The following is a 12,148-nucleotide window of genomic DNA, read 5'->3' as shown; positions in this document are numbered from 1 at the left end:
AATGCGTCGTTGGTTTCCCGTACTGGTAATAGCGGCCTTCATCCTGAGCAGCATAGCAGGCTGCAAGTGGTAAAAAACATACATATGCATCAATTAATCAATACATATTAAAAACAACCCTGAGTTATTTATTCCAGGGTTGCTTTTATTTTACAGCCAGGATTTTAATTTATATTTGTCCAATATGGTAACGCGTCCTTTTTTAACCTCAATGGCCCTTTGCCGCCTAAAATCGTTGATTATTCTATTGGCGGTTTCTCTTGATGTGCCTATTAGATTGGCCAGGTCCTGATTGGTGAGGGAAATGTCTATTTCAATACCTTTGCCGGTTTGAAGTCCCTGTTCCCCGGCCAAAAACAACAACATGCTGGCTGCACGGCGGGTGGTGTCAAGTAGGGCCAGCTCTATTAATTGTTGCTGCGATATCCTTAGACGACGAGCCATGATTTTTAAAAGACCCAGGGCTATGCCCGGATTTTCGTTAATTATCCTATCCATATCCACGTTCCTGATCATACCGACGGTACAGTCTTCAACTACCTCGGCGGTGGCGGGATATGTTCCTCCTTCGAACATTACAACTTCGGCGAAGACTTCGCCAGGGTTAATGAAGTGCAAAATATGTTCGCGTCCGTCTTCTGTTTGCTTGGTAACCTTAACCCGTCCGGTCTTGACAAAAAACACAGCCTCACCCGGCTCGTTTTCCATAAATAGAATACGGCCTTTCTGATAGGACCGCTCAATAATGACTTTTTCTACCTTGGAAAGCTGTTCATCATTAAGGTAAGCAAACAATGGTATTTTTTTTAAATACTTTAAATTTTCCGCCATATGATAGTTTCCCGATACCTTATAATTTGTACACCGTTTTATCAAAGTATATCATATGTTGATTACTTAAAAAAAGGCTTCCGGTTGCATAAATAATTAAGGCCGGTTAACCGGCCTTGACCAGGCTGTAAAATTCGTCGCCCAGTTTTGTCGCGCTGCATATTTTGCTTTTCCCCTCGGTGGATATTTCCACCAACCCAAGTGCATAGAGTTGCATGATGATATGATCAAGAACAGCTCTTTTTACCCTGGCAGATAGCGATAGGTCTTCTTTGTTCATGCTGCCGCTTTCCAGAAGTGTTTTTAAAACCCTTTCCGCCTCGTCCGGCAGCCTTTCACTGGCCTTTCGCAAGTAATCGGCCAGGCTAATTGTTGATACCATATAATTCCTTGACCTCCTATTTAATTAATTTTATTAGGTAGTATGTGCATTTTTTGCTTGATTAATAAGTAAAATAGCCCGGTCATTTTGACCGGGCTAAAAAAATTTTGTCGTTTTAATAAATGGTTAACTTAATCAAGGCTCTCGCTAATTAATTCACTGATGTCTTTAACAGCCATCGTTTCATCTTTGTCAATATTTTTGAGGCTGTCTTCCAGCATTACCACGCAATACGGGCAAGCGGTGACAAGCAGGTTGGTTTCCTTGGCCATTGCTTCTTTGACTTTAACATCCGAGAAGCGCAATCCGGCTTCTGTTTCCATCCAGATGCGGGCTCCGCCGCCGCTGCAGCACATGCTGTCATCTTTGTTTTTATCAAATTCCATCGCCTGTAAAGCGGGAATAGCGTTCAGCAGATCCCTTGGGGCTTCAAACACTTTGCTGTGCCGGCCCAGGTAACAGGGCTCATGATAAATAACTTTTTTATTTATTTCTTTTGATGGCTTAATTTTTCCTTCGCTGAGCAACTGGGCAAACAATTGGGTATAGTGAATAACCTCAAACTCTCCACCGAATTCCGGGTATTCATTTTTAAAGGTATAGTAGCAGTGGGGTGATGTGGTGATAATTTTTTTAACTCCTTTACTATTGAATAACTCAATATTAGATTCAGCAAGGCTGCTGAATTCTTCTTCCGCGCCTATTTTGCGTACTGCTTCGCCGCAGCACTTTTCTTCGTTGCCGATAATACCGAAACTAACACCGGCTTTTTGCAGGGTAGTGGCTATGGCACGGGCTATCTTTTGGCTGCGCCCGTCAAATGCTGATGTGCAGCATACAAATAGCAGGTATTCCTGATCCGTATAGGTTGGGATGTCGAGTCCAGCTGTCCAGGAAGTTCTTTTATCGGCGTCCTGGGACCACGGATTGCCGTTGCTGTTAATGCTGCCTAACACCGCTTTTAAATTTTTGGGGATGCCGCCGGTTTCACAAACAACGGCGCGCATAGCGCGTACGATATCAATGATTTTAACTTCCCTGGGGCAGCGGACTACACACTGGCCGCAGGTTGTGCAGGCGTAAAGCACGTCATCGCTTTCGAATCCTTCCAGACCAAGCCGGCCCATGTAAATCATTTGCCGAATACTAAAAGGGCTTTCCTTCTCCATTCTCCCCCAGGGACAGGAGCCGCTGCAAAGCCCGCACTGCATACAAGTAGTGATATCCTGGCCACCCATTTCCTGGACAATTTCTCTTACTTCATCGAAATAATTGATGACTTCTGACATGATAATCCTCCTCTTTCCTTGCCAAACTATATGCAAAAGCCGTATGTGTTTATTTTTACATTCGTCGATTTTGGAATAAAATCCTGCTTCCAAAAATAAAAAATTGCATGATTGGCGGTATTATTTGTTGCAAATAGCAGGTAGTGTAATAAAATACTTATAATACGAAGGAGGAAAACAAGCCGATGCGAACAGCAGTATTGTTTTACCGCCTGTTTGATGTGGCAGATGAAATAAATCTTGAATTAGTTGAAAGAATACTTTCAATGGAAAAAGTTACATCCAGGCTTAAACTTTCCCGCGTGCCGCCTAAATCAATACATATTGAAAATCCACCGGTGGGCGTTGAGCTGGGGAATGAAAGAATTGTATTCGGGGGATCGGAATATGAAGTGTCCTTTTTCGCCCGGATTTATGACCTTGGTGTAATAAGTATCATTATGCAAATATTTCTCTCGCCTGGTTTATGTTACGAAAATTTTAAACAATTTGCTATGAACCTGGAACAGCAAAGTGAGTATGATCAGCATTTTCTTATGCAATTAAATAAACTTAAACAAACTTTGCTGCCAGCGATGATAGGCATTAGTATCGGGGATTACGAAGAGGATTTTATAGTGTTCTTTTTTACTGACTGGCAATCACACTGGGATCCTCTGCCGCTGTTGTTGAGAGAGGAAGGGCCTTTCAGCGACTGGGTCAGGAAAGACACGTTGCAGCATACCTATTCTTATACTCCGGAGGATTTTATTATTATCACCTGGGATTCGGCGCTGGTTTATGATGCATCGGGCAGCACCGAACTTCCGGAGCTTTTGGAATTTGCCAATTCACAACTTCTTGAATTGCGTTATTACGACGGGCTTCTTTCCGGGGAAATGGAAAAAATGTATAGCGAACTGCAGCGCGTTGAAAAAGTGGGAAGTTATGCCCGCCTAAGGTATTACCGGCGAATAATGGGGAGGCTGATGCAAGTTGTTACCGAGGTAACCGATATAACCGAGCGGATTCAGAATTCGGTTAAAGTAACGGAAGATATCTATTACGCCAGGATTTACTCGGCGGCACTGATCATATTCAGAACCAAGGCCTGGATGGACAGCGTGCAGCGAAAAATGGCGCTTATTCAGCAGAATTACTCCATGCTGAGCGATGAAATTGTGACGGCCCGTTCCACCTGGCTTGAAATCGCTATAGTGCTTTTAATTACCTTTGAGACCATCCTTGGTTTATTAAGTGCATTTCATTAAAACCAGTTTGTGGGCGTGTAAACTTGCTTTCTAAAATGGAAATTACTTCTTTAAGGTTTTGAACTGTTATCAAATTTGGTATGGCGTTCGATAAAATTTCCAGGTCCTTTTGCCTTGGGTTAACTGCAATGGGCAGGCCGGCCTTTGAAAGCATTTCCAGGTCTCCGGCGCTGTCACCGACAGCCACGGTTTCTTGTTGGGAAGCTCCGAACCGGTACATTAAATTTTCAAGGTAGGCCCCTTTTGTTTTACCGGGAGCGTCGGTGGAAACATGTACTTCGCATTCTCCAGTTAGAATGCCATTGCGAGAAACCAACTCGTTTGCCTGGTAAAACCAAAAATTAAAATGTGGTGCGATCATATCCGCCAGTAATTTAAGCCCTGTAGACAGTAAAACTGTTTTACCTCCTAATGTTGCAGACGTATGAACTAAATCCAGTGCCGTAGGATAAATTTTAATTTCGTTTAATATTGACTTAACATGTTCAATGGACATGTTTTTCCACATGATGGCATCGAGCCGGCAAAACTCTTCATAACTAATTTCTCCTTGCAGAAACTGGTCCTGGTATTGGTCTGCTTGTTTATCCCAGATACCAAGCCGGCGGTGCAGGTATTCCCAGGAACTACGTTCTTCGGTAAGGGTGCCATCCATATCAAAAGCAATTATTTTTAACGCGGGTTTGGTCATCAAGTGCCTCCGTGGGATGTATTAATCAATAATTATAACATAGCCCGGTTCTAGGCATTGAAAGGAATTTGATCAGAATTCGTAGAATAAGTCTCAAACAGCACTATAACAGTGGGTAAAGGCAGTAATAAATAGTTCTATGAATGATTATCCAGTCAGCCCAAATTTAAGGAGGTTTTTTAAAATGAAACTTTTATCACCGGTTAGAATCGGACAAATGGAATTAAAAAACCGCGTGGTCATGCCGGCTATGCACTTGGGTTACTGCAAGGACGGTTTTGTAACTAATAAACTGGTTGAATTTTACCGGGCCAGGGCAAGGGGTGGAGTAGGCCTTATTATTGTAGGCGGTTGTGCCATCGATGATCAAGGTTATGGCAACATGATTAAGATAGACGATGATAAATACATGCCCGGCCTTTCAGACTTGGTTAATGCTGTGCATGAAGAAGGCGGCAAAATAGCTGCCCAGCTTTTCCAACCCGGTAGGTATTCTTATTCATTTTTAATGGGGATTCAACCGGTAGCGCCATCACCAATTCCTTCCAAGCTAACCAGACAGATGCCCAGGGAACTCACAACGGATGAAATTAAAGATATTGTAAACAGTTTCGGCCAGGCGGCGGTAAGGGCTAAAAAGGCCGGGTTCGATGCCGTTGAGGTCATTGGCAGCGCCGGGTATCTCGTCTCACAATTCCTTTCTCCGGTTACGAACCAGCGGCAGGATGAATATGGCGGCGATTTTGAAAACAGAATGCGTTTCGGCCTGGAAGTAGCTCAAAATATCAGAGAGGCTGTTGGCCTGGACTATCCGGTTATGTTCCGGGTGGGAGGAAATGATTTTATGCCCGGCGGAAACACAAATCGCGAAATTGCTGTTTTTTGCAAGCGGCTTGAAGAGGCGGGGGTTGACGCGTTTAACGTCACGGGTGGCTGGCATGAGACAGCAGTGCCGCAAATAACAATGGCCGCACCAAGGGGCGCGTTTGCATACCTGGCCAGGGGCATCAAGGAAGCCGTAAATGTTCCGGTTGTTGCTTGCAACAGGATTAATGATCCTATTTTAGCGGAAGAAATACTGGCTGACGATATGGCAGATTTAGTCGGCATGGCCAGGGCGATGATCGCTGACCCCGATCTTGTTAACAAGGCTTCGGAAGGCCGGTTTGGCCAAATAAGAAAATGTATCGGGTGCAACCAGGGGTGTCTTGATGCTGTATTTACCATGAAGCCGGTAGGATGTCTGGTGAACGCCAGGGCCGGGAGGGAAGAAGAGGGCGATTTTCGTCCGGCCGGCCGGGTAAAAAAAGTTCTGGTGGTGGGCGGTGGACCTGGCGGTATGGAAGCTGCGCGGGTGGCTGCCGAGCGGGGTCATCGCGTTACTCTATGGGAAAAGGGGAACCGGCTTGGCGGTCAGCTTAATATTGCGGCTGTGCCACCCGGTCGATCGGAATTTGCCACGTTTGTTGAGTATCTTAGTAGCGAGCTGTACCGGCTGGGAGTTACAGTTGAGCTGGACAAAGAAGCCAATGAGGAAAACATTAGATCGTTCGATCCTGATGCGGTGGTAATGGCTACCGGTGCCACTCCCGTCACTCCGCCAATTGACGGGGTGGACAGCCCCAATGTTGCTCAGGCCTGGGATGTGCTGGCCGGTAAGTCAGCTACGGGCAGGCGCGTGGTAATTATCGGGGGCGGAGCGGTTGGCTGCGAGACGGCCCTGATGCTTGCGGGCAAAGGTGTTATCAACGCAGAGACTCTTCATTTTCTTGCGTTAAATAATGCGGAGAACTGGGAAACGCTAAAAGTGCTTGCCACCAGGGGAATTAAGGATATAACTGTCATTGAGATGCAAAAGGCGGTGGGGGCGGATATAGGTATCTCATCGCGCTGGGTTATTCTGCAGGAAATACAGCGTTTTGGCGTTAAAACGATAACCGGGGCCACGGCTAAAAAAATCATTGATAAAGGTGTCATAATCGATGTGGCTGGAAAAGAGGAATTAATCGAAGCTGATACCATTTTGCTCGCGGTTGGGTCGCAGTCCGTAAGTGAGCTTTCGGAAAGAATTAAGGAATCTTTCCCCGAGGTTTATATGGTGGGCGATGCGGTAGCGCCCCGAAAGGCGCTGGATGCGGTGCATCAGGGCTGCCTGGCGGGCGAGGTTCTGTAAAAATATAAATCAAGTAGCTCGAAGTCGGGATTAGCTATCCCTACTTCGAGCTACTCGATACAACCGTCCCCGGCTTTAAGGGGGGTACTGCATAATTAATTTTTAAATCTAAAAAATAATTGACTGCTGATAAGTGAGGTCATCAAACATCTTGATGTGGTTTGGACTAACATTATTGCCAATCCGTACCATGAGCATATTTGCCTGGTGCTCCAGAATTTCCGGATCATCAGTGCGGCGGCGTTTAAACCCTACAGAACCGAATACATTTTTAAGCATACGCTGGTAGCCCCAAACATCAAGTCCGCTGTTTTTTATATCCCAATGCCAGTAAAATTCGGTAGTTATAATAATATAATCTTCAAGGGCTGAGTTCTTAAAAGCTTCAGTCAGAATTGCTTTGGCCAGCCCCCTTCTTTGCCATTCCCTGCTTACTTCAATAGCGCCCAGTTCCAGTATGCGGGGATGCTTAACCCACCTGCTATACTGGTTCGGGTAATGGAATAGTACGTAGCCTATGATTTCATTCTCGTGCCGCGCAATATAAACCATGCCTTCAGGGAGCCCGGCAACATAGCCCAGCGCTTCCTTCTGTCGCTTGGCGTTTCTAAAATTATTTAAAGATTTTACTATGCCCAATGATTCTATATAGTTTGCAGAAACCGGTCCTTCAATAACTACTGGCCCTTTGCTGGTTGTTAACTGCGTAGTCATAGCCACCACCAATTAATCTGTTTTTTTATCTTAAACATACCTTAAACATACTGAGTAGAAATATTCTGAATTAAAATAATTAAATCCTGCTTGTAAATCAATTTTATTATTAAAATTTAAAATATATTATGTTTTTGTGATCTGTAAAGTAAAGCTGACCTGGTAATTCCCAGTAATTGTGCTGCTTTTGTCTGATTTCCTCCGCTTTTTTCCAGCGCTTTTAAGATTAATTCCTTTTCCAGTTTTTCCAACGACAATCCTTGTTCCGGAAATTCCACTATAATATCACTTGTAGATTTAGGTGCGGCGTATAAATCTCTTGGCAAATGCTCGGGCCGAATTTCATTATCCCGGCAAATAATGGTAGCACGCTCGATTACATTCTGTAGTTCCCTGATGTTTCCGGGCCAGTGATATTTACACAGTAATTCCATAGCTTCGGGAGATATTTTGCTAACCTGGTAAGTGTGGCCAAATTTCTGCAAAAAATGTTCAGCCAGTAAAGGTATATCCTCTTTTCTCTCTCTTAGCGGGGGTAGGTGAATATGAATAACATTTAGCCTGTAGAAAAGGTCTTCCCTGAAATGCCCCTTTTTAATTGCCTCATCCATTTGGCGGTTGGTGGCCGCAATCACCCTCACATCCACCGATAATATTTCAGTGCCGCCCACCCGCTCAAAGGTTTTTTCCTGAAGCACCCTCAATAATTTGGCCTGCATGTTCATGGACATTTCAGCAATTTCATCAAGAAAAATTGTTCCTTTATCCGCCAGTTCAAAACGCCCCAGTTTGCGAGATGTTGCACCGGTGAAAGCGCCGCGCTCGTGCCCAAAAAGCTCGCTTTCCAGCAATTGTTCAGGAAGTGCCGCGCAATTGACAGGAATAAAAGGCTCATTGCTGCGAGGACTGTTTTGGTGAATTGCCACAGCAGCCACTTCTTTGCCGGTACCGCTTTCGCCTGTGATTAAAACACTGGCGTTGCTTTTGGCAACCCGCTCGATAAGGGCGATGATATCCTGGATTACTTTACTTTGTCCCACGAAATTACCATATTTACTCGTCAACTCGGAACGTAAAAAGGTCACCTCAGTTTCCAATTGGCTTAAAAGGAGATTTTGTTTAATTACCAGCTTTAATTCGTCCAGATCAAAAGGTTTGGTAATGTAATCCGTTGCGCCAATTTTCATTGCTTCTATGGCTGTTTCAATGGTGCCGTGGGCGGTGAGCATTATGACCGGAAGCTTGGGGTTTATTTTTTTGGCCTTTTTCAATACTTCCATTCCATCAAGTTCCGGCATGCGCAAGTCCAGGATAACCAGAGACGGTTGTTCGTCTCTGATTAAATCCAGTCCGGTTAACCCGCGAGTCGCCACCAGGGTTTGATAACCTTCCTGACGCATGGCCCGTTCAAGAGCCCAGCACATGTGCTCTTCGTCATCAATAATTAGTATTTTGGAAGCCATCCGCTTCATCCCCCATTTCGCCGTCAAGATGCAGTTTAACGGTAAAAATTGTTCCTATGCCTTCCGTACTCTCTACATTAATTACACCACCATGCGCTTTTATAATTTGATGGCTTATAGATAGACCCAATCCGGTGCCATATTCCTTAGTGGTGAAAAACGGGTCAAAAATGCAGCCGATTTCATCTGGCGAGATACCTTTTCCCGTATCGATAAAATCAATGCACACCCAATCTTCGATGCTATAAGTTCTTATGGTCAGTGTACCGCTCTCCGGCATTGCCTGAATGCCGTTAAGAATCAGGTTGACAAATACTTGTTTGATTCGTTCGGCGTCTACCTTGACAGCCGGTAATTTCTGATCAAAATTAGTAACCAGTTTGATGTTGTGCTCTCTTAGCATGGGGCTGGTAAATGTTAAAATTTTTTCCAAAAGGGAATTGATTGATGCGCTCTGGATAATTTGTTTGCTTGGACGTCCGAAATCGAGCAGTTCCTGTAATACTCTGTTTTGGCGATTAATCTGCTCGTAAATTATTTTAGCGGGTTCATTGAAAAATACTTCAGCTCCCGGAACTGTTTTTAAATCATTCTCCATTATCTGCATGGTTGTCTTAATGACTCCAATGGGGTTGCGCAGTTCATGGGCGACGCCGGTTACAAGTCGTCCAAGCGCCGCCAGGCGCTCTGACCGCCTCAATTCTTCCTCCAGCTTCTCTTTTTCGACCAGTGAAGAGGCCATCTTGTTTATAGCTCTGGCAATTTGCCCCGCTTCTCCGTATAATTCAGGTATATGGTAATGAATATCTTTTTCCATTTTGCTAAGACCTTCTTTTATCCTGCTTACCCCGCTTGCAAGGTTATGAATAATTAAAATGGCACCGGTTCCCCCGAAGAATAAAGCCAATAGCGTAAAGTATCTGGTTAAAAGGCGAAATAACCTGCTTTGGGCATAGATGGGATGTAATCTTTCGTCCGCCCAAGCAACAGCAACAAGTTTATTTTCAATAAAGACAGGGGAGAGGTATTCAAAAGTCTCGTCATTTAAGCTGCTGGTAAGCCTGGCCAGCGGTTTGCCGCTGGCTGCAACGGCTATAAGGCCGCTATTGGCTTCCTTTAAAACCCTGCGCTCCCGTGCTAACTGCTCGTCATGGTTTAATTCCCGATATTGATGCAAAAAGCCATTAACAAAAATTTGACCGGTTTCCGGTATATACAAGCCAAAACGAACCCCGGGGTTGCTGGGAACCAGATCCCTGGTTGAGTTATCAAATGCCTGCTTTAAATGGACTACCCGTTCTTTAACGCTAAGGGAGTCTATGTCCTTGCTGCCCAGTGCCTGGCTAAATTGCTGTTTAATGTTAGGCGCAACAACAGTTTCGATAACGGAGCCAAGCTTTTCCTCCCGGTCTTTTAGCATGACTTCATCACTGCGTGTGGCAAAAAAAATGTCATACATCATTACCAGCACGGGGATTATTAGTAATACCGTGATTACTAACAGGAATTGTGAGCGTAAAGTGCTATCCTTAGAATTAAAATTAAATTTTTTCAAAATTAATATCACCCTAACTGGCTTTATTATATCACTAGTTGTATAAAAACAAACAAAAAGCTGTCTGTTTTTATACATAACCTGCAATAGTATTGTAATACAGTTCACAAGAAAATTGCCAGTAAAATTTTTTAGGTTGTTTGATATTGAACAATCTATTTTTTTATTGCCGTTTTTTGCGTGGAATAACCGGTAAAGTTAACTGGCACGGAAGTTGCTTGATTGATTTGCAAATAAAATGATTTTTTTCACATGCAAATTCATTATATCACAATTAAATAATGAAATCGAGGAGGGATGCGTGGATCTTATTAGTGAAATAATTACTTTAGTTAATAATGGGGGATCTGGAAAGGATATTAGAGATTTTAATGGGGGAATAAAAATGATGGAAGGAATAATGGCCAAAGCGAGCATGTTGTTAGAAATGGCCAACAACTCCCAGGTGGCCCACGCAGTAACGCAGGCGTCTGGAACGCCGGGGATGCCCTGGTGGGCGTGGCCGCTGTTGCTTTTTGTCACCACCTTTGCAATGGGCATAGTGGCCGTAATGGCGGGAGTGGGCGGCGGAGTGCTGTTCACCCCGATCGTGGGCAGTTTTTTCCCGTTCAGCCTGGACTTTGTACGTGGCGCGGGCCTGATCGTGGCACTGTCGGGTGCGCTGGCAGCCGGTCCCGGTCTGTTAAAAGCCAACCTGGCCAACCTGCGGCTGGCGCTGCCGGTAGCACTAATAGCCTCAATATTTAGTATCATAGGTGCATTTTTAGGGTTGGCACTGCCGGACAACATAGTGCAAATCTGCCTTGGTATCACCATCACCTTAATCGCGGTATTATTCGTTTTTTCAAAAAACAGCGAGTTTCCCAAAGTCGGCCAGCCGGACGGAGTCAGCCGGGCGCTGAACATCAACGGCACATATTATGAGCCCACCGCCGGTCGCCCGGTGGACTGGACAGTATGGCGCACACCGCAAGGCTTTCTATTGTTCATATTTATCGGTATCGTGGCCGGCATGTTCGGCCTGGGCGCAGGCTGGGCCAACGTACCGGTTCTGAACCTGCTCATGGGTGCGCCGCTAAAGATTGCCGTGGGATCGAGCAAATTTCTTTTATCCATAACCGATACCTCGGCTGCCTGGGTTTACCTGAACCAGGGCGCGGTACTGCCGATTATTGCAGTGCCGTCAGTGCTTGGAGTCATGCTGGGATCATTGGTGGGCGTAAAGCTTTTGGCAGGTGCCAAACCTAAAGTCGTGCGCAACATGGTTATATTAATGTTGCTCTTTTCCGGAATCAGGTCCTTGATTAAAGGACTGGGATGGGGGTAGAAACATGAGTCAAGTGAGCGTTGAAAAACAAACAGCTGTCATACAACAACAGACAGCACCGTCAAAACAGAAAAAAGCGGCGGTTAAAATCGAGGTAGCGCCGGAGCAGGTCCGATATGCCAATATGTTGCTCTACTGCTCCTGGGGGGGAATAGCCATTCTGGCGGTGACATTTGCCCTTTACCTCAGCGGTATAGTGGGATCATTTATTCCTCCCTCCCAGATGCCGCAATACTGGGGCATGAGTGCACACGAACTGCTGGTGGCCACCGGGGCGCCTTCGGGCTGGGGCTGGCTGGCGCTGATCAACCACGGCGACTTTATGTGCCTGATAGGCATCGCTTTACTGGCCGCGCTTACCATTGTTGGCTACCTGGCGCTCCTACTGCCGGCCTATGTGAAGAAAAAAGACATTCCTTACGCGGCCATTGCTGCTGCTGAAATACTGGTATTGACACTGGCTGCCTCGGGCA

Annotated in this window: 11 protein-coding genes; 4 read left to right on the top strand and 7 right to left on the bottom strand. The window is 45.2% G+C overall.

The window, feature by feature from the left end:
* Positions 1 to 150: 150 nt before the first annotated feature.
* The 3 genes from H569_RS0116410 to H569_RS0116400 all read right to left on the bottom strand — a co-directional run bounded on the left by H569_RS0116410 (position 151) and on the right by H569_RS0116400 (position 2,502).
* Positions 151 to 831 (bottom strand): Crp/Fnr family transcriptional regulator, encoded by a 681-nt coding sequence (locus H569_RS0116410; RefSeq protein WP_027365882.1) that lies wholly within the window; start codon positions 829 to 831, stop codon positions 151 to 153.
* A 106-nt stretch (positions 832 to 937) separates the two neighbouring features.
* Complete coding sequence (locus H569_RS0116405) at positions 938 to 1,213, bottom strand: transcriptional regulator (RefSeq protein ID WP_027365881.1); 276 nt, start codon at positions 1,211 to 1,213, stop codon at positions 938 to 940.
* Positions 1,214 to 1,344: 131 nt separating this feature from the next.
* On the bottom strand, positions 1,345 to 2,502 hold the full coding sequence (locus tag H569_RS0116400) for a (Fe-S)-binding protein (RefSeq protein ID WP_027365880.1): 1,158 nt from the start codon (positions 2,500 to 2,502) through the stop codon (positions 1,345 to 1,347).
* Between the two features lie 185 nt (positions 2,503 to 2,687).
* Between H569_RS0116400 and H569_RS0116395 the strand changes: the two genes are divergently transcribed.
* On the top strand, positions 2,688 to 3,752 hold the full coding sequence (locus H569_RS0116395; RefSeq protein ID WP_027365879.1) for a hypothetical protein: 1,065 nt from the start codon (positions 2,688 to 2,690) through the stop codon (positions 3,750 to 3,752).
* On the opposite strand, the gene H569_RS0116390 is transcribed toward H569_RS0116395, so the two are convergent.
* On the bottom strand, positions 3,709 to 4,443 hold the full coding sequence (locus H569_RS0116390; RefSeq protein WP_027365878.1) for an HAD family hydrolase: 735 nt from the start codon (positions 4,441 to 4,443) through the stop codon (positions 3,709 to 3,711). The genes H569_RS0116395 and H569_RS0116390 overlap by 44 nt on opposite strands.
* A 184-nt stretch (positions 4,444 to 4,627) precedes the next feature.
* Between H569_RS0116390 and H569_RS0116385 the strand changes: the two genes are divergently transcribed.
* The gene (locus tag H569_RS0116385) at positions 4,628 to 6,616 is read left to right on the top strand and encodes an oxidoreductase (protein WP_027365877.1); all 1,989 of its coding nucleotides are present in this window, start codon (positions 4,628 to 4,630) and stop codon (positions 6,614 to 6,616) included.
* A gap of 108 nt (positions 6,617 to 6,724) precedes the next feature.
* On the opposite strand, the gene H569_RS0116380 is transcribed toward H569_RS0116385, so the two are convergent.
* The 3 genes from H569_RS0116380 to H569_RS0116370 all read right to left on the bottom strand — a co-directional run bounded on the left by H569_RS0116380 (position 6,725) and on the right by H569_RS0116370 (position 10,348).
* Positions 6,725 to 7,330 (bottom strand): GNAT family N-acetyltransferase, encoded by a 606-nt coding sequence (locus H569_RS0116380; protein ID WP_027365876.1) that lies wholly within the window; start codon positions 7,328 to 7,330, stop codon positions 6,725 to 6,727.
* Positions 7,331 to 7,446: 116 nt separating this feature from the next.
* On the bottom strand, positions 7,447 to 8,793 hold the full coding sequence (locus H569_RS0116375) for a sigma-54-dependent transcriptional regulator (protein WP_027365875.1): 1,347 nt from the start codon (positions 8,791 to 8,793) through the stop codon (positions 7,447 to 7,449).
* The gene (locus H569_RS0116370) at positions 8,768 to 10,348 is read right to left on the bottom strand and encodes an ATP-binding protein (protein WP_027365874.1); all 1,581 of its coding nucleotides are present in this window, start codon (positions 10,346 to 10,348) and stop codon (positions 8,768 to 8,770) included. The genes H569_RS0116375 and H569_RS0116370 overlap by 26 nt, the downstream gene beginning before the upstream one ends.
* Before the next feature lie 385 nt (positions 10,349 to 10,733).
* Here H569_RS0116370 and H569_RS0116365 point away from each other — a divergent pair, with 385 nt between their 5' ends.
* On the top strand, positions 10,734 to 11,675 hold the full coding sequence (locus tag H569_RS0116365; RefSeq protein ID WP_027365478.1) for a sulfite exporter TauE/SafE family protein: 942 nt from the start codon (positions 10,734 to 10,736) through the stop codon (positions 11,673 to 11,675).
* 4 nt (positions 11,676 to 11,679) lie between these two features.
* On the top strand, positions 11,680 to 12,148 hold a 469-nt coding region (locus H569_RS0116360), incomplete at its 3' end, for a hypothetical protein (RefSeq protein ID WP_051273663.1).

The organism is Desulfotruncus alcoholivorax DSM 16058, from assembly GCF_000430885.1.
GTDB lineage: Bacteria > Bacillota > Desulfotomaculia > Desulfotomaculales > Desulfallaceae > Desulfotruncus > Desulfotruncus alcoholivorax.
Note: the sequence above shows the minus strand (reverse complement) of the source record. Positions and strands in the feature narration are given on the sequence as shown.